This window comes from Ruegeria sp. CH8 (assembly GCF_056536985.1).
Genome location: NZ_JBQFQR010000023.1, coordinates 42,948 through 61,789, shown reverse-complemented (window position 1 = coordinate 61,789; position 18,842 = coordinate 42,948). Strand labels below are relative to the sequence as shown.

The following is an 18,842-nucleotide window of genomic DNA, read 5'->3' as shown; positions in this document are numbered from 1 at the left end:
TTCCAAACAACGTCCCTCGCCAATTCGCCGCCAAATCCTTCAATCAACCCCTCTGACAAACCCAAAATCAATACACTCATAATAATCAGGGAGGAAGTGTCTCGTTTTGCAACCAGGAGAAGATTACATTGCACCACGCGATCAGGGTTGACGCAAGAACGCGCCATAAGGATGTATAAGGCAGGGATTTGCCTGTTTAGCCCACCTGAACTGCCGCAATAGCGAGACCAGCATCGGTCAAGAACCATTGAGCCCAGGGGTTAGACCCGGTTTGATGCCAATTCAAGCCCCACCTCGACGTAGCATAATCGACAGGGTCCGCCACACGATCCGAACCTCCATCGCTAATCCAGTATTGGCGATATAATACAGGTCTGCTTTAACTTTCTGACGGGTCGCATCCGTACCTTCGATGTATCCTAGTTCGACTTGCGCCCAACCGCTGATTCCTGGCCGTACGTAGTGTCGCGCCTGATATCCGGGCACGTGCGACAGGTAATTTCGGGCGTGCTCGATGTAGTCCGGTCGTGGACCGATTAGACTCATTTCACCCTTAAAAACATTGATAATTTGCGGAAGCTCATCAATGCGGGACTTGCGTAGGAAACGGCCAAGCGGAGTGATCCTGTCTTCTTCCAACGGGCAGTTCGCACTTCGTGTGATCCTTTCGACCGGGCGCATTGTCCGAAACTTGTACGCCGTGAAGGGTACGCATTTCCGTCCCATTCGCTCCTGTGAGAAGATCAATGGCCCTTTGTTCCAAAATGGGTTCAAGATGAGCAGGACAATTCCGCACAGCATCGTGAGTGGTAAAAGGACCAGCGCGATGACCACGAGATCAAACACACGTTTTGCAAAAGTGAAGAAGACTCCAGGGCCTGGTGTTGCGGAACGCGGGAAAGCGTCAGTTTCTGGGACTTCTTGGTTAGGTGAGTCGAAATCAAACATAACGGTTGAAGGTCCTATGCTTCGTCGCCATAAACACTCATAAGTAGAAAAAAATTTAGCTAAATCTTTATTAATTTTCTCTTTATATGGTTAGCATCGCTGAGTTATTTTTTGGAGAAATTTAATATAATTTACACTTCTAACAAACGATTGATTAAAAAACAGCGTGTGATATGCCCGACTTGCTAGGGTCAGGACTTCGGTAACGGTGCCGTCTCAGTCAAGCTGTATTGCGCAGACTAATTGATCCGCCAAGGCGGTGTAGCTTTTCCTTGTTTGTGTCCGCCCTGCTTTCTGTCACGGCCTTCGATTGAGATCCTTCGGGTACATGGTTCGGTTCGTGGTCAGCGCGACGGGTGCCAACATAATACTGGCCCAATGTAATTTCCGATGTGCCCATCTCATAGGCGTGCTTGACGTAAGTCTGCGACGGTCCAGACCTCGGCATCAACCGAACCATGACTCTGCAGGACCTCGAAGGCCTGCTGTCCGGCGGACAACGGAAAGATCAACAGGCGGTGTTCGGTGCCGCGTCGGGCTGGAATACGATGCCATCGATCCACATTCGACGGAGAATGACTGCGATGCGCGAGGGCGGCCATTTTTGTTTTCCGGCCTCAGCGTTGGGCGAGCTGGGCTGCCCATGTTCGGCGCCATGTCGACCGGTCGCGACTTATCATGACCACAGCCGACCAGGCGATTTGCAAAGCAAATCTGCCGAGAGGGGTTGTAGCCTGACACAATGCTCACCTCGGATTGACATCCCCGGCCTTGGTCACGGTGCTCGTTTCTTAATCCCGCTGCTACGGCGCGATCTTGCGAATGTTGCAGGCCTCCTGCGCAGCCACGTGTTCCGTGTGATCTGCTCCGGGCACTTGGGGTCTTCGCAAAAGCCAAGCCAGCAAGGGCGTTTATATCTTAAATACCCAAGGGCTCGCGTTCTTTCAGGAAGAAAACACCGTTATTTTCCGTAGTACTCCCGGAACCAAGCAACAAATCGGGCGATACCGTCTTTGAAATCCGTTTGAGGGCGGTAGCCGGTCAGTTCCTGCAACAGCGTTGCATTTGCCCAAGTGGCTGGTACGTCACCCTTTTGCATTTCCATGTAGTTGCGAATGGCCTTTTGACCCAACGCCTCTTCGATTGCATCCACGAAGTCCAACAACCGCACCTTGTCCGAGTTTCCGATATTTACCACACGGTACGGTGCAACCGGTGAAAGGCTGTCCCATGCAGGAATGTCATCCCGGCTGTTAGGCCGCTCTGGCACCGCGTCGATCAGAAGGCGGATGCCGCGGACCAAGTCATCGACATAGGTGAAGTCTCGATACATTTCACCGTGGTTGTAGATGTCGATAGGACGGCCATCTAGAATAGCATCCACGAACTTGTACAGCGCCAGATCGGGCCGCCCCCATGTGCCGTAAACAGTAAAAAAGCGGAACATCGTTGTCGGCAGGTTCCACAAATGCGCATAGGAGTGGCCCATGCTTTCATTAGCTTTTTTTGTTGCGGCATAGATGGTGAGCTGAGCGTCGGCCTTTTCTGTTTCAACAAAAGGCATGTCTTCATTGGCGCCATAAACCGAACTGGTTGAGGCCATCAGCAAGTGTTTTACCTCAAGTCGACGTGCAGCCTCCATGATGTTGAATGTACCAACAACATTGCTGTCGATATACGAGCGCGGATTTTCGAGGCTGTAGCGCACGCCTGCCTGCCCAGCCAGGTGAACAATGACGTCTGGTTGAAAATCATCTGCCACGCGGTCGACAAGAGCGGCATCTTCCAACATCCCCTCGGTCGCGGCAAAGCTTGGATGCTGCAACAGTTGCCCGTGACGCCGCCGCTTGAGGGCGACATCGTAATAATCGGTCATACCGTCGAAGCCATGCACGCGGAAACCTTCTGCAAGCAAAAGCTTTGCCAGATGGAAACCGATGAAACCGGCTGTGCCAGTCACGAGAACCCGGCGCTGATTGCCATTGGGTACGTTAAATTCCTTGTCCGACATTCGTTTTCCGTTTTCTGGAGATATCAATTTGGTAAGAAACTCTTTTCAAGGCGTCAAAGTATTCAAAAACCACGAAAGGTGGGTCACATTCAGGCGTCATTTTGCGCGGGCTGCCTACACAATTTCCGCTTTCTGTGGATAAGGCACATACGGAAAACGTTTGCAAGACTGCGTCAAGCTGTTTTCGCTGCAGAGTTGTTGTTGAATCCTCAGCCACAACGATGCGGCAGTCTGGTATTTCTGCGGCGATCAGTGGGCCTGTTATAGGGTTCTGTTGTGAAGGATGCTCGCACCTTTGTAGACCGATTGGCAGCCAAGTGAATTGGGCGAACCTTCCATCATGATCTCTTGCGGATCTGGATCGTTCTAGCTGGCTTGCGCGGCAGCGTCTACAACCGTGTGGAAGAGCCGCCGTAGAACGGGATGAATGATCTAACACATTGAATTCAATACGCTATAAAGGCGTTGGAGTTATCAAAAAACCAGCGATAAGTCTCCGCGATTCCTTCTTGCTGGGTGATACTTGCCTTCCATCCCAAACGTTCTAGACGGCTGACATCCATCAACTTGCGTGGCGTGCCGTCAGGTTTGCAGGGGTTGATGTTGATTGAACCTTCATATCCAACAACCCGGGCAACCGTTTGGGCCAATTCCAGGATTGTCACGTCGGTACCAGTCCCGACATTGATGTGACTTAACATCGGTTCTGTTTCGCTGTCATAGACAGCCTTGGGCAGGTCCAGTACCAACAAGCTGGCGGCAGCCATGTCGTCGACATGCAAAAATTCGCGACGTGATGTTCCTGTGCCCCAGATGGTGACTTCGTCTAAGCGTGCTTCCTTGGCATCGTGGAAGCGGCGGATCAGATCGGGTAGGACATGGTAATTCTCTAGGTGAAAATTATCGCCTGGCCCAAAGAGATTTGTGGGCATGACCGAGCGATAAACCCGCCCGTATTGACGGTTATAGCTCTCGCATAGCTTGATGCCCGCGATTTTGGTGATGGCATAGGGCTCGTTGGTGGATTCAAGCGTCCCTGTCAGCAGTGCATCCTCGGCCATGGGCTGCGGCCAGGATCACCTGATCGGGGCGCTCCTTTGCCATGAAGGCCGCGACTTCCGCCTGATTGATCAGGTTCAACTTGGACGAGGTGCGCGTGACCAGCGTCACGCCTGCGCGGGTTTCAAGCGCCCGGCAGATCGCGCTGCCGACCATGCCGCGGTGGCCTGCGACGTAGATTTTCATCGCATCAGCCCTCGACGCTCACCGGGACATCCATGCCGTGTGTTTTAAGCATCGCATGGCGACGGGCTGCCTTGAGGTCCTCGGTCACCATCACCGCACACATTTCCTGGGCGGTTATCTCGGGTACCCAGCCAAGTTTCTATTTGGCTTTTGAGGGATCGGCCAAAAGCGCGTCCACCTCTGCAGGCCGGAAGTGGCACAGGTCGATGCGCATCACGACATCGCCAGGTTTTATGGCTGGGGCCATGTCCGAAGTAACGGCAGAAACGGTCGCGATCTCTTCTACACCTTCGCCGCTGAATTCCAGATCTATTCCCAACTCACGTGCGGACCGGGTGATGAACTCGCGTACGGAGTACTGTTTGCCAGTGCCGATAACAAAATCTTCGGGCATATCTTGTTGCAGCATCATCCATTGCACCCGAACATAGTCTTTCACGTGCCCCCAGTCGCGCAGGCTGTCGATATTGGCTATGTAAATAAAGTCTTCGAGCCCTTGGGCGATATTGGCCAAACCCCGTATAATCTTGCGGGTGACAAAGGTCTCACCGAGGCGCGGGCTTTCGTGATTAAACAGGATGCCATTGCAGGCATACATGCCATACGCGTCGCGATCTTTCACGGTGATCCAAAAGGAATAGAGCTTGGCCACCGCGTAGGGAGAGCGCGGATAAAACGGCGTCGTCTCGCGTTTCGGGGTTACAGTCAAATTCTTTTTTTCTGACCGTCACCCATGCTGGGAACCGCAAGTCAATCAGCCCTGACCTCATGTTATTCCATCTGATTGGTATCACGTATCCGATGAACTATCCGTCAGGCATCCACCCCCCTTTCTGGGGTACATATCTGCCGAACGCCGATTCGACGCAGGTGACGGTGGGCGTCACATGGCAGAGTCTTCAGCGGTTGGAAGCAAATGAACTAAAACCATGGCGGCACCAGCGCTGTTTGCTGAAGAATGCAGCCTTATGGGTCGGGAAGTCCTTCCATACCGACAGCCATTGCTTGTTTGGGCATAAATCATCCCGCTTGGATGAAACGCATACTTTTCCTTTGGAAGTGGCAGCGGGCAGACCCCCCTAGGTCCGCCCGTTAAGGACCGATTATTCGGGTAAATATTTTTCCGACCAACTTGTGCCTGCGGCCCCGGCAGCGATCAGTTTGTCAATCTGCGAGTTTTTAAAGCCCAGCCGCGCCAAAATGTTCCGTGTGTGCTGCCCGTATTTCGGCATGGGCCCTGGTATACTGATCTGCCCAGATTGCGGCCGCACCGCGTTTGGGGCAACCAGATCGCACCAGCGGCCCATAGGGTGTTGATCGTGCCGGATGACGCGGAAGGTCGCGTCTGAAAGATCGATGTCATCCGAGCTTTCAAGCTGCAGAGCTTTGTCGCGTGTTTCGTGCAGGGACGCGAGCGGAACAACCGTGCTCTGACCTGCCGAGAATGCCTTTTCCCAGTACGAGAGGGGCCGCGTTTTGAACCGCTCTGCCAAGGCTTCATGCAGATAGTCCAGCGGTACCTCTTCCAGGCCGGCCAGTTCTGGGACACGGGCAAGCGCAGTCCGCTGTTCTGTTGGTGCGGCGAAGAACAACCACTGGTCCGCCGCTTCGTAGCAGTGATAGAACGGCCCCCAACCTAGCGCCTCGCGGCCCGCGGGTTCGTCAAACGGCGCGCGGCCTTCATAGTCATACATGAACTGCGCCTGAATGAGGTTACCGGCCGCTGCCAGAGACGCGCGCGCAATGCCACCTTTCCCGGTCTCGCGTTGCCGCAGCAATGCACCACCCAGCGCCGCACAGGCGCAGAAACCAGTCAGAACGTCGATGGTTCCGAAATGAGCATGTTCTTCGGGTGTATCCATGCCGCCACCAAAGCGCACCATGACGCCGGTCGCCGCCTGCGCCAGGTCATCATAGCCCAGATGATCGGATTTCGGCCCCCGCATCGGCCCGCCAAACGCGTCCAGTTGAACAAGTATGAGACGCGGATTGATCTCGTTAAGACGTTCGAGGGAAAGCCCCAGCTTGTCGCGCTGCTCATCCGTGCCGTTCATCGTGATCACGTCGGCTTCGGCTATGAGCTTGGCCAGAATCTGCTGCCCTTCGTCACTGCGCAGGTTCAGCAGGATACTTTCCTTGCCGCGTTGTGCGTGGATGCCAAACACGACCGTGTTCCAGGGATCGACCGAGGGCTCAACCGGTTGTACCAGCGTCACTTCTGCCCCATAGCGCGCCAGAGTCGATCCGATGGTCGGGCCTGCAATGACATTGGTCAGATCCAGAACCTTGAGGCCGTCCAGCCAACCGCCGCTGCCGGTGGTGCCGCTGGGGCGCGGTGCCGCGGCCAGCAGCTCGTCCAAATCCGCAGCCGTCGGCCCGCTCTTGTCTGCCGCCGCGTCATCCCCTGACAGCCAAGCCACGTTGCCCATCTGGCGCATCTCGCCGTGGCGGGCATCTTCGACCCGCAGAACCAGACCCGAGGCCAGTGCGTGGGGATCGGCCAGCCATTCCTTGCTGAACCGCTGCGCCGTGGCCGGGGCTTTGGCTGTGCCGAACAGTTCTTCCCACTCGTTTGCGGGGCGGGTCAGAAATGCTTCTTTCATCGCCGAGGATACGCGTGCACGGTCAGAGGCCCCAACCGGGTAGTTTCGCATTGACCATTCAGCGGGCCAGTCCCTGGTGTCCAGATAAGCCGAGAAATCGGGCATCTCATCCGCCAGATCCTTGAGCCCCAGCGTCTCCAGAACGCGACGCGGGTGCGTGGAAACCGAGCCCGAGACCACATAGAACCCCCGCCCGTCGGCGCAGGTATATGTGCGATAGAACGGATCGAGGAATTCGGACAGTTCACCGAACTCGAGATTCATTGGCAAGCCTTCAGCCGCGCGCCGGTCCAGTTCGACCTCGCGCGGAGACTTGTAACGCTCTGGGTAGTCCTCGATCTGTTCGCAATTGTAGATAAGGCCTTCCAGCAATGCAGCGGCAAGCGGGACCTCGATATGATCCCCGCCGTTACGTTCACGCGCATTCAGGGCGAACAGAACCGACATGGCCCCAAAGCTGGCGCCATAGGCCGAGGCCAGCGTTAGCGGCGTGAAGGACGGGTTGATCCCCATCAGCCGCCGGTTCAGGCCCATATCGGTGAATTGCCCGGTATAGGCGGCGATCACGGCTTCCCACGCGGGCAGTTTGGCCAGTTCCGCATCGGTCGAGGCAAAGCCGGGCATGGAGAGATAAATCAGTTGATCATTGGCGGTCCGAAGCACATCTGGCCCCAGACCAAGACGATCCATCACCCCCGGTCGAAAGTTCTCGATCACCACGTCGGCACGTTTGGCCAATTCTATCGCGGTCTCTCGTCCCTGATCTGTTTTCAGATCCAATGTCAGGGTTTTCTTGCCGCGCGAAATCATCTGAAAGGCCGGGTCATCAAAGGCAGGGCCGTTTGGCGGGTCGATCCGAATGACCTCGGCCCCCATGTCGGCCAGCATCATGCCGACAAGAGGGGCGGCCAGATATTGCCCGAAATCAAGGACGCGAATGTGGGACAGGGGACGGTGGGTCATGAGAGCTTCACACAGACTTTTCGTTAGGGACTTACGAATCCGGCTCAGATGAACGGCAAACCCGCTGAAAGTACACTGGTCAAAACATGATGCAACGTATAACAAATTGTTATGGAAAGAGTGATTCGCCCAATCTCTGGCTCACTGAATGCCTTGCTGGTTCTTGAGGTCGCGGTGCGCCATGCCAGCTTGTCCCGCGCGGCCGAGGAACTTGGGCTAAGTCAACCTGCTGTTTCGAGGCACATTTCAACGCTCGAAAGCCGTCTGGGGCAGGCACTGTTCGAACGAAACAACAACCAGATTGTTCCCTCCGCCGCCGCCGCCCGGCTGGCCGACGCTGTGGCTCTGGGCTTTGGCCATCTGGATCAGGTCTGGACCGAGATTTCAGCGCCCCCCGACCGGCAGGAGGTGACGCTGGCCTGCTCTTTCGGCTTTGCCGACCAATGGTTGATGCCGCGATTCTCAGACCTTCGGGAGTATTTGGGTGGATCAAAAGTTCGGGTCGTCACAACCGACCAGTTGGGCGATATCGACCTGAGCCGATTGGACGCCGCCGTGGTCTGGGATACTGACGGATTGCCAGATCGGCCGTTCATTCCGCTGATCAAGTCCGAAGTGTTCCCCATCTGCAGCCCTGATTTTCTGGCCGCCCACCCGGAAGCAAAGGACAACATCTCACAGCTGCCGTCGTCGCTTTTCCTGCATTTTGATGTCAGGGAGTCAGGCTTTTTGACTTGGCAAGGGTGGTTTGAGCGTATGGGCCTGCAGGCACCGTTTTTCGACCGGAAATCCGAATTCGATGCCTATCCTTTCCTGTTGCAATCCGTCCGGCGCGGGGAGGGTGTCGGCTTGGGTTGGCATGGTCTTGTCGATCAAGCACTGGCTAAAGGTGAAATTCTACGGCTCGGGCCAGCCATTTCCGACCGGGACTATTCCTATTTTTTACAGCACCGACCTTTTCGCGATGAAAATGGCGCTTTGGCGCGTCTGACGGCTTGGTTCGAAGCGGAAGTATCCGACGGTTCCTAAATCGAAGCTTAAGGGGATTGCCGGTAAAAAGTCCCTTAAACATCTCTTGAATCCGCCCTTCGCAAGGGTTCCCCACCAATGTATTTGCACTGCCGTCCCAATCTGCAGTGGCCAGTCTACGAAACGTCGCAGGTTTCGTTAACTGTCGAGACACTCACCCGTGGAACTCATCACAGGAAATACTCTGCTCGTTCAACGACCCAGACCATTGCGATCAAACAGGCACAGGCGGCGACTGCAGCGCGAGAGCTGACCCAGATGCGGCCCGGTTGCCTACGCAAAAACAGCACCAGCGGCCAGACCAAGAGTACAATCATCAGCTGCCCAAACTCTACACCAACATTGAACGCCAGAAGGCTGTGCCAAACGTTCGGTGCGTCAACGCGCAGAATCTGATGCAGCATGAAAGAAAAGCCGAACCCGTGCAGCAATCCGATCCCGGAAGTGATGGCAAAGGCCCGCAGGTCTCCGTGGCCACGCTCTGGTGGTCGGACGGCCATCACCGCAGCGTAGATTATCGACAGCGCAATAGCCAATTCGACAGTGGGGATAAACCATGCACCACTTGGTGCGAAACCAAAGAAGCCAAGGATTAGTGTCACCGTGTGGCCAAGGGTAAATCCGGTGACGCGCGCCAGAAGACTGTGCAGGTTCAGAGCCCCGATGATCATGCAGAGTACAAACAGAACATGATCGGGGCCTTCCAGAATGTGGCGTATCCCCTCAACGAAAAACGTCGATGCAGCAGCGGTGACCGACCCGGATATATTTACCGGATCATGCATAAGGCCGGTGGCCCGAAATGTTCGGACGTCCTGTCCGTTGTAATCCAGGATCAGGTTGGCAGTATCCTCCTGTCCCTGCAGACCGGGGTTCGAGTTGTACGACACGCCGTATTCTTGGACTTGCCCCGTTACAAAATGCAGGTGCAGATCCACCATGACAGCACCGACATAGGTTTCTTCGGTCATGGAAAAAATGTCTCCGGCAGCCAATGCCGCGCGTGCTTCGTCCAACGACGCAAAGCCGGGTTCCTGACCCAAAGGATGCAGGCGGAGTGCAACAAGATTTGCGGCCTGTACCTGACCCTGAAACGTTAGTGAAAAGGCCTCGGTGGCAATGCGGGCCAGACCGCTCGGATCACTCCGTACCGCACTCTGATCTACATAATGCATCAGTACGCCGTCTTCGATCTGGTTGTATGTGTACGGCGCGGGCATGGGCAGCCCATCCGGACCTTCGGGGCCGACAAGTTCAGCCAGCAGATAAGGCATCGGCAACCGAAGATAGACGTCAAGACCATCGTCAGAATGAACCACGTGATGGATGCGTACGTTCTGATTCAGGTTGAAATGCGCCGCTGCCTTGTCAGGAGACACGAAGGTAAAGGCCACCAGTATAGCAAGAAGGAGAAACTTCAGGTTTCGCATGGGTTTATCCTTCTGCTTTGGCACTGATGATTGTGAGGCCATCGAGCTTCCACCGATCTCCAGACCTTGAGATGTCGAACATACCGCGGTAGAGCACCGCCCGCCTGTGCAGATGTCCCCAATGTCCTCCGCTAACCTCAGCTGTCCAATTGGCCAGGACTTGGTGCTGGTTATTGCCTGTGTCAGCAGAAAATCTCTCCACTTGCAGATCTGAAATATCGTCGACCCGTGCAAATGCGCCCGATGGGAGAGTGACCGACAGTCCGCGACGCATTTCTGTTCCGACATCGTTGCGATTGCTAACGTCAACAAAGGGCTCAAGCGCGTCTTTGAACTGCACATCCTGAGGTTCCAGCATCGCGGCGCTGATATTGGTCAGGAAACTATGCATCACTTGATGAGACGCGGCTTCGTCCGGGGTGGGTGCAGGTACGAATGGTAAGGGTTGTTTTTGAGGAAAGGTTACAATCGCAGCTGCGCTAGCAGCGCCGCACACGCCAATCAGAAACAGACGTTTTTTTGCCGTGCTCTGACTTGCAAGAGCGGCACAGATGAACGCTGCGATGCCCAATGCCATTGCGATTAGCGGCATCTCGGGTAAGCCTGCCGTTTTCACGATCACCGGACGCGTTTTTGGGTCTTCCCACTTCGTCAGGTGGTTTTGCCAAACCACTGTGGGATCCGAACGGTAAACCTGCGATGGTACGCCGCCTGCCGGGTCACTTAATGTTATTGGAATGACGTCCAAACCCTCGGGGAACAGCTGCCAAGTCATTTCAACGCGATTGGCCAGTGATCGGTTTGGATAGGATAAAACGACACCCAGTAGCATCGTCTTGCGCTTTGCTTCAGCCTCATCCGGTAGAATTCGCAAACCTTCCGCGCCGACTTTGATGCGTGACACTTTCACGGCCTCAGGCAGCACTAATCTCCCGTCGATGGTTACGGGGTTTTTGTTTTTGAAGAATGCAGCGGCTGCGGACTTGATGTTTGCCACATCTTCACGCGTCAATCGGTGCGTTCCACCAAAGTCAAGGCCGGACCACGCCTCAAAATCCTTGAGACGAAAGATGATCTCGTGCCGCACCTCTCTGGGTTCCATGGACAGAAATGACATTAGCGGGGACTTGTGGTGGCGGGTCAGGTTCGGGTTTTCAAATACGGTGAACCAGGGATCATCCCAATCAGGCAACATTGTTTCGGCTTGCGACAGATAACGGTAATCCGTCACCGGTACGCCGAGGTGCTCGGCGACTACGCCAATTGAAGCTAACGGAATCCCATCATTGTTGAGAGGCGGAGTAAATGTGATCCGTTCCGGAGGGCGCTCGAATGGAAACTCCATTTCCACAAAGACAACTTTTTCGCTGCGTGGTCGCGGGGCTACGAATGTGCTGGCCGCAGTTTGGCGCAGGAGCCGAGGGCGAACGTCTATTGTGTTGACTACACGCGGTAATTCAGAGCCATCCGCTTCAACATGGAAGTTTTGCGCTGTACGGTCGGCCAAAGACATGCCGGAACCATCATCGGCCACAACGAACAGAGGGTAGGAATTCAGATCAATTTCGAGGGCAACCCTGACATGGTCCGCTTCAACTGAAAGTTCAACAAAGTTCGGTGCTGTCTCACCACCGTATGGCGAAACAAGGTCAGCCAGGAGGGGCTTCGGGGTGAACGCCAAAAAGATCATGCTCGCGAGACCAAACAGCCCAGCTGAACTGCGCTTGGCAGCGTCAGAAATGAAACGCGACCGCAGCGTATAAACCGTTCTGATCAACATCATAGGCGAACTCCCCATCCGAGCGGTCAGTGGAATAGTCAATTCCATAAAACTGATAACCAAAACGCAGGGACGTGTTTTCCCAACCTTTCCAGTCGAAACCGGCCAGAACCAGGTATTGTAGGTCATCTCCGTTCACACCAAAGCCGCTCAGTTGGGCGCGGCTGGCAAAGCTCCATTTATCGTTGATTTCCACCGCATAACGCAGCGCGATCATTGGTTCGAACCAGTCTTCTGTTCCACCCAGCGTAACACCGGGGCCAGGACCAGTTATGTCGATCTCTTGTTTTAGACGGTTCCACTGAACACCGATTGCGGCGTCTGCTGCATAGCGCCGCCCAGACGCATTAGCCCCATGCGCGAACCGGTAAGCTCCCTGCACGTTGACAAAGGTTTGCCGGACATCAACATCGACGTCCGCCCTGCCGCCGGGCAGAGTTCCGTCATCACCAAGCCGAACATAGTACGCCTCGGAAATGATCCCGAAATCTCCGTTCCAACCCTCGTAACGGACCGAGGCTGCGCCTTGCAGCACGTCAAAAACTTCGCTCAGTTTCAGGTCCAGATCGACACTTGTTCCGGCTATTGTGGACGTGCCCCTAGTGCTGAGCGGCAGGAACAAATAAGGCGTAATCGAATGCCGCCAACTTCCTTCGTCTTCCTGTGAGCGTGCCAAAGACTGAGCACTTGCCATTGGGGCTGCAGTGATAGTCAGCCCAACAACAAACATCTGTAGTGACGCCAATTTCCTATTTGTTTGCATGGGTATATCTCAAACCAGAGTCCGATTGGCCGGCGCGCTTCAAAGTCGCGCGCCGGTTCTTAATCATCTTATTCGTCGCCCGGATACGGAAACTCTTGCCCTACTGCTTCAGAGGCTTCCTCGAAGATCGGGCGAAGGACATCGTCCACGTCATCATATCCTTGTTTCGTAAAGTCTGAAAATTGCATTGCTTCCAAAGAAATGCCTGAACGCTCTGCAAACTCCGCTTTGTCGTCCTGCGACGGTGTTTCTGCGGGGGCGGCCAACGGAGGTGACCAGGTACGCTCTTCAGTTACTGCCATACGAACCGTGATTTCGTCCTTGGTTACGTTCCAGACCATGAAATCGTCGGCCATGCTAAGGGGGCCATCATAGGTCGACCGAATGCGTTCATAGACGCCGGAAGATGTGTCGAAATCGTTGAAGAAGTGATAGGCAACCGCCATACGAGGTTGGATGTCGCTCATCACCTTGCCGAAAGCTTCGGGGGCTGTGTGCACCTGAGTCCCCACAAGCAAAGCGGACTCGGGCGTGAACTTCATCTTAGTAACCAGTTCGGGCACCGCTATAAAACACTCGTGAATCGCAAGGTCAGCGTTCTTCGCATATTCCTTGAACCACTTGTTGGGATAGGTGTCCGAACTGAAGACGAACTTCAAACCATTCCATTCCAGAGCATAGCTGACAGCACCGTCAATTGAGTGAATGGCCGGAAAGGTCCTGATCTGCACCCCATTTTCGTCGTAAATAACCTCGTTTTCCAGCTTGTAGTCAAACTCGGTCACGTCCATCGAATAGCCTCGGAAATCGACATTTCCTGCGCGGCCAGCAAGGTCCCAAGTCAACATTTTCTGCATGTGATCAAGCGCATATGCGGTACCTAGTTCTTCGGCTGGACCGCTCGGTCCCCAGACGCGAAGCGGTACGTTCCGGCCCATCAATGCACCGCCAATGAACAGATCGTGCAGCGCGCCGAAATGGTCGGTGTGCAGGTGACCAATAAAAACCTTGTCCAGATAATTATAGGGAATCTGTAGGGATGAGATCCGTTCGGCCGAACCGGAACCGATATCGAACAGGAACTTGTCTCCATTGCCCAGTTCAACAAGGAAACACGCCGCAGCCTGTGCCGCTCGTGTTGTGGGCATCCCGGTTCCGCATGCAATTACCCGCATCTCGTCTTCGGCGAGATCTTCTGTGTTCGGGTAATAGGCTTCACGCGGACGGTCGCGAACCTTGGTCGGAGAGACCTCTTCGGTCTCTTGTGCATAGGCCGCGCTTGGTGACAAAAGCTCAATAGCAGCCCCGGTGATGGATTGCGGGGCAACAGCCCAAGCGCCAAAAGCCATGCCAATCGCGAAATGTTTGCTGAATACCGGAAAGTGCGAAAGTCGTACCATAGTCTCTTTCCCCCTTTTGGACGAACAAGATGGCGGCATGAGCTTTTGTCGGAAATGTCACACCACCGGTGTAATCTCAGGCGATTGTGCGACTTACCCCGCACACACGTAAGTGACTCACGGTGAAAATTAAGGTGACTCACGCCAGTTTAATTGCAAAAATCAGAATGTGACAGTTTCTGTGAGCCAGTTTTCAGATCAACAAAAACGCGAAGCCCTCGCGCGCCTTTTGGATGATCCGCATTTGGAAGGTGCTGAGCGGCTGCGGGCGTTTTTGACATATATTGTCGAGGAAGAACTGGCCGGGAGAGGCACGGAAATTCGCGGCAAAACCATTGCACAGGATGTATATGGTCGGGACACTGCAGAAGGGGTAGATCCTGAGAATGTTGTCCGCGTTGATGCGCGGCGCCTTCGGCAGCTGCTGGAATTGCACTACGAAGGTATCGGCAAGCACGACCCCGTTCGTCTGCACATAGACACCGGCGGGTATCGTCCCCGGTTTGAAATGGCTCCTGAAAACCGGGAAAAGCCTGAGAAGGCAAACGTCAGGAACCCTTTGCTGCCCTTTGCTGCATTCACTTTGGGTGGGGTCGTTGGCGCAATCTTGGCGGTTTACTTGGTTCAGGACGAGCCAGCCGTGGTTTAGGCGCCTGTGTCGGAATACTCCGCTTCTTCCGAACCGAGCTTGGTTCAAAGAGCGGCGATCTATGAAAAGTCACCCGCGGCGTTACAAGCTTTTAATCTCGCCAATCAGGCGAGGTCGATGATTTTCCCGATCTTTGACCGACCACGCCAGCAACTTGTATTGTCTGTATTCGAGCGCGTGATTGAATTGGACCCTGACTATTTCGGAGGTTACGCGGGCGCCGCGCAGGCGTCGGCGACGCTGGCAGTTTTGTCCGCGCCATCTAATGAAAAGGACACCTATTCAAAGGCCGCCATGGAGTTCGCCGATGAGGCCGTAAGGCTTTCGCCAGATCAAGCCTGGAGCCAATCCGCTAAAAGTTGGGCTTACTTTGCGAACCGTGATTACGAAGCTGCCATCACGCTGGGCAGACGTGCGTCTAAACTGGATGCAACGGACGGTGCCGTTCTGGACTTTCTTGGTGCAGTAGCCCTGTTTTCCGGCGAATTTGAAGAGGCAGTTGAAATCGCGGATCGGCAGTCTTTGCTTGGGTCGAGCAATCAGAGGTTTGCAAACCGAAATCTATCCGGAGCAGCACATTTCCATCTTGGCGACTACCATCAAACAATTGAGAGCTTCGAAGCTGCAAAACAATTCGGAGATCCTTTGAGTGCCCCATCGCTCGCGTACGCTACCGCCGCAATGTCAGCACTTGGTCTAGAAAAGGAGGCCCGCGCAAAGCTTGCCGAACTCGAACGAGCCTGGCCTGGCGCGCCAGTAGACATGATGCTTAAGAACATTCATCGCGAAGAAGCAAACGCCGAAGCTGTCGTCCAACAGTTGATGCAATTGGGTTGGGAGAAATCCTCGGATCCGCGAAGCGACAATCAATAGTTCAGATTTCGCTGCTTGCCATGCATCTGATCAAACAATGACTGATCTCGAATTTGAGCGTTGAGGTAAACGCTCGTGCGACTGTATGAGGACCATTTCCTGTTTCAATATCCTGCTGCATGTGCCTTCTTTGGAGGGTAACTTTAACCGGGCGCAGCGTGGTTTTCGCAGGTTGCATTTCCTCTGACCCGGCTTGGATGACGTATTGCGATGAATAACATAACATCAGAGCACACGAGCTTGCGGGCGAAACTCTACTGGTGGTTAGAACGCCCTGATCGCAGTGCTACCGGTCCATGGCTGCTAGAGCTTGCCTTGATCCTTCTGATTTCGCTCAATGTAACGGCGGTCATTCTTGAGACAGTCGCATCCATATACACGCGCTGGCACACGGCCCTTGACTTGTTTGAAACGGTTTCGCTGGTTGTTTTCGTGTCAGAATATGCAGCGCGCCTCTGGGTTGCGCCGGAAGATCCGAATTACAAATCCCGTCTGGTCTGGATCAGATCTCCACTGGCCGTGATCGACTTGCTGGCGATTTTACCGGCGCTGCTCTACCTGATTTTCCCGATGGACCTTCGCATCCTGCGAACGTTCCGCATGCTGCGGCTGCTCAAGCTGACCCGGTATTCGCCAGCGCTTGGGATGTTGTTTGCGGTATTCGAGGAAGAGGCGGGGTCTTTCTTTGCTGGCTTCTTCATTCTGATGGTCATGCTGATTTTTGCGGCCAGCGGGGCATGGATTGCAGAACATGACGCGCAACCCGAAGCCTTCGGCTCGATCCCTGCAGCCATGTGGTGGGCCATGGCGACCTTGACCACCGTGGGCTATGGCGACGTAACGCCGGTCACAGTGGCGGGCAAAGTGTTCGGGGCTGCTATTACAGTGATCGGTATCGGGATGGCTGCATTACCTGCAGGGATCATCGCCAGCGGTCTCAACGATCAATTGCACCGGCGGCGGGCAAGGCTGGAACGTGAATTTCGAGCAGCCCTTGAAGACGGCGGTATCTGCGAGGATGAAGAAAAGGAAATCGAGACGCTGAGAAAGCAACTGGGTCTTTCGCACCGCGCCGCAAATCACATTCGCGAACATATCCATTCCGAGACGCAATCAGAAACTGGCCGATGCAAAACCTGCGGGCAATCCCTACCGATACCAGAAGAGAGGTAGGAATAATAATCCGGCATCACTTAGTGTCGATATCAACTCAAACGGGCATACCGTCTGATTAATCAAGATGCCCGAGGCGATACTGCGCGAGTGTGGACTGTTCGGATACGCGTGGATCAGAAAGACAAAATCCGCTCCACGAACCAAAAGGTTGCAACCGATCCGATCCCATAGCTGACGACGGTAGCCGTGATATCTCCGGGGCTGCGCCAGTGCGCGGCAAGGCGTGGCAGGGCAAAGCGCAGTGCCGTGGCGGCTGCCAGAACAACACCAACAAAGGCAAGTTGACCGGCCTCGACACCCAGATTGAAGGCAAGAAGGGCGGTGGCAATGTCCTGTTCCGGCAAGCCGATCTCGCGCAGGGCGCCGGCAAAGCCCAGCCCGTGCAACAGGCCGAAGGCAAACGCAATCAGCCATGGGTAGCGTTCGGACAGGCGGATATCACCGGCATTGGATTTGAGCGCCTCGACCGCCAGAAACACGATGGACAGCGCAATGATCGCTTCGACCGGAGGGCCGGGCACAGAAAGATGCCCCAGTGCGGCCAGCGCCAGAGTGATGGAATGCGCGACGGTAAAGGCCGTGATCGCGCCGACCAGACGCCAGAAATCCCGGATCAATACCAGCAGGGCAAACACAAACAGAAGGTGATCCCACCCCTCAAGAATATGTTCAAAACCCAGCGCCAGATAGCTGCCGAAAATTCCCCAACCTCCTGCTTGCTCAGGGATCCGGTGGCCAGGTTGGTCAGGCGTCAAACGGATTGTGTCCGTCGCTCCGCTTTGCATCTGAAGACGCAAAAGAACATCCGTGCGCTGGCTGGAGAGGCCTTCGATAAACACCCTGCTGCCAGCCAACCCCTCGGGACAGTCCGCAACCCAAACTGAAATCCAGGCAGACCCGTCAAATAGGGGCTCGGGACCGGTTTGCGGTGTGCAATTGTCGGGAAGCTGCAGTGCAATGGCCATAGGCTGGCCCGCAACGTCTGGTTTGCGCCAGAAGACCTGCCAGGTTTGAGAGGTCAGCTGACGGATATCCGCAAATCCAGGCTCCAACGCGTGACCAAAGGCCTGAATGGCAGGCAGCAGAACCAGCAATAGGGCCAGCAGCAGGCGTTTCGTCACTGGTTCAGCCTCCGAGTGATGTCTTCCGGCGACGGCGTGATCAGGTCATATTTCTCCTTCAGCGTGTCGAACTGGGCCTCTGATAGATCGGATTTCAGATTACTTCGCCAATCGAACAGAACCTCTTCGCGGATGTCGTCAAAAGCAGGGAGATGGGCCGGTTCACGGCTTTCGATCCACACCAGGTGATAGCCAAAACCGGACGGGACTGGGCCGACCCATTGGCCCTCGGGCATTTCAATCAGCGCGGCATGGAACCCGCGCCCCATTGTTGCATCAACCTTCTGCGGTGAGCTGAGCGGTAATGCGTTCGGTAGCATGCTCGGCCCAGCAAACAGTGCCGGGTCTGCGCCCCCGTTCAAAGCATCCAACACCTCGTTGATCCGTTCGGCATCGGGTGACGGACCCATCGCAACTTGTTGAAACGCCACCCTCTCGGGACGCAGGAAACGTGCGCTGTTTTCCGCCAGATGTGCCTGTAGGGTGGCGTCATCCGGTTCCGAGGCCTGAGCCAGTGAAAGGGACAGAAACTCCATCTTTTGAGCTAGCCGGCTGCGGATTATGCTGTCGCCCCAATCAAGACCAAGTGCGCGCGCTTCGCGGACCAGAACCTCTTGCCGCAGAAACGCCTCTTGTAGTTCCTCCAGTTCTTGCGGCGTGGGCGGGCGTTGCCACGTGGACTGAAACTGGTCGATAAGGCGGTTGATGTCTTGCATATCGACAACAATCTGATCTCCGCTGGCGGGTTCGGATTGCGATGGATTGAGGTAACTGAACCAGCCGAAGATCGCGACTCCCAGCAGGAAAAAGTGGAATAGTGGCTCTTTGAGAATGGACATGCGGAACCGTGT

Annotated in this window: 13 protein-coding genes and 2 pseudogenes; 4 read left to right on the top strand and 11 right to left on the bottom strand. The window is 55.0% G+C overall.

Annotation, left to right across the window (positions count from 1 at the left end):
* Positions 1-282: 282 nt before the first annotated feature.
* The 6 genes and pseudogenes from ACR0ER_RS20760 to ACR0ER_RS20735 all read right to left on the bottom strand — a co-directional run bounded on the left by ACR0ER_RS20760 (position 283) and on the right by ACR0ER_RS20735 (position 7,770).
* Positions 283-948, bottom strand: coding sequence for a sugar transferase (locus ACR0ER_RS20760; protein WP_480770576.1), 666 nt, complete (start codon positions 946-948; stop codon positions 283-285).
* 401 nt (positions 949-1,349) lie between these two features.
* Positions 1,350-1,550 carry a hypothetical protein gene (locus ACR0ER_RS20755; protein ID WP_480770575.1) on the bottom strand — a complete coding sequence of 67 codons (201 nt, stop codon included), beginning with the start codon at positions 1,548-1,550 and terminating at the stop codon, positions 1,350-1,352.
* 359 nt (positions 1,551-1,909) lie between these two features.
* Positions 1,910-2,959, bottom strand: a complete 1,050-nt coding sequence (locus ACR0ER_RS20750) for an NAD-dependent epimerase/dehydratase family protein (RefSeq protein ID WP_480770574.1) — start codon at positions 2,957-2,959, stop codon at positions 1,910-1,912.
* A 446-nt stretch (positions 2,960-3,405) separates the two neighbouring features.
* Positions 3,406-4,204: pseudogene (locus ACR0ER_RS20745) on the bottom strand (GDP-L-fucose synthase family protein).
* 4 nt (positions 4,205-4,208) lie between these two features.
* A pseudogene (locus tag ACR0ER_RS20740) lies at positions 4,209-4,904 on the bottom strand (GDP-mannose 4,6-dehydratase); the annotation flags it as partial.
* Positions 4,905-5,307: 403 nt separating this feature from the next.
* On the bottom strand, positions 5,308-7,770 hold the full coding sequence (locus ACR0ER_RS20735) for a CoA transferase (RefSeq protein ID WP_480770573.1): 2,463 nt from the start codon (positions 7,768-7,770) through the stop codon (positions 5,308-5,310).
* 111 nt (positions 7,771-7,881) lie between these two features.
* Here ACR0ER_RS20735 and ACR0ER_RS20730 point away from each other — a divergent pair, with 111 nt between their 5' ends.
* Positions 7,882-8,799, top strand: coding sequence for a LysR family transcriptional regulator (locus ACR0ER_RS20730; protein WP_480770572.1), 918 nt, complete (start codon positions 7,882-7,884; stop codon positions 8,797-8,799).
* Between the two features lie 170 nt (positions 8,800-8,969).
* Here ACR0ER_RS20730 and ACR0ER_RS20725 read toward each other — a convergent pair whose 3' ends face one another.
* The 3 genes from ACR0ER_RS20725 to gntH form a co-directional block, all read right to left on the bottom strand.
* A complete protein-coding gene (locus tag ACR0ER_RS20725) occupies positions 8,970-10,229 on the bottom strand; it encodes a HupE/UreJ family protein (protein WP_480770571.1) in 1,260 nt (419 codons plus the stop codon).
* A 4-nt stretch (positions 10,230-10,233) separates the two neighbouring features.
* The gene (locus ACR0ER_RS20720; RefSeq protein WP_480770570.1) at positions 10,234-12,138 is read right to left on the bottom strand and encodes a hypothetical protein; all 1,905 of its coding nucleotides are present in this window, start codon (positions 12,136-12,138) and stop codon (positions 10,234-10,236) included.
* A 702-nt stretch (positions 12,139-12,840) separates the two neighbouring features.
* Positions 12,841-14,172, bottom strand: coding sequence for a guanitoxin biosynthesis MBL fold metallo-hydrolase GntH (gntH, locus tag ACR0ER_RS20715; protein WP_480770569.1), 1,332 nt, complete (start codon positions 14,170-14,172; stop codon positions 12,841-12,843).
* Positions 14,173-14,353: 181 nt separating this feature from the next.
* Between gntH and ACR0ER_RS20710 the strand changes: the two genes are divergently transcribed.
* From ACR0ER_RS20710 to ACR0ER_RS20700, 3 genes are all read left to right on the top strand, one after another.
* Entirely contained in the window at positions 14,354-14,821 is a 468-nt protein-coding gene (locus ACR0ER_RS20710; RefSeq protein ID WP_480770568.1) for a hypothetical protein, read from the top strand.
* A gap of 117 nt (positions 14,822-14,938) precedes the next feature.
* Complete coding sequence (locus ACR0ER_RS20705; RefSeq protein ID WP_480770567.1) at positions 14,939-15,694, top strand: tetratricopeptide repeat protein; 756 nt, start codon at positions 14,939-14,941, stop codon at positions 15,692-15,694.
* 210 nt (positions 15,695-15,904) lie between these two features.
* Positions 15,905-16,867 (top strand): ion transporter, encoded by a 963-nt coding sequence (locus ACR0ER_RS20700; RefSeq protein WP_480770566.1) that lies wholly within the window; start codon positions 15,905-15,907, stop codon positions 16,865-16,867.
* Positions 16,868-16,983: 116 nt separating this feature from the next.
* On the opposite strand, the gene ACR0ER_RS20695 is transcribed toward ACR0ER_RS20700, so the two are convergent.
* Positions 16,984-17,991: a HupE/UreJ family protein gene (locus tag ACR0ER_RS20695; protein WP_480770565.1), complete on the bottom strand. Its 1,008-nt coding sequence runs from the start codon at positions 17,989-17,991 to the stop codon at positions 16,984-16,986.
* Positions 17,988-18,830 (bottom strand): peptidyl-prolyl cis-trans isomerase, encoded by an 843-nt coding sequence (locus ACR0ER_RS20690; RefSeq protein WP_480770564.1) that lies wholly within the window; start codon positions 18,828-18,830, stop codon positions 17,988-17,990. Before ACR0ER_RS20690 ends, ACR0ER_RS20695 begins: the two co-directional genes overlap by 4 nt.
* Positions 18,831-18,842: the final 12 nt, after the last annotated feature.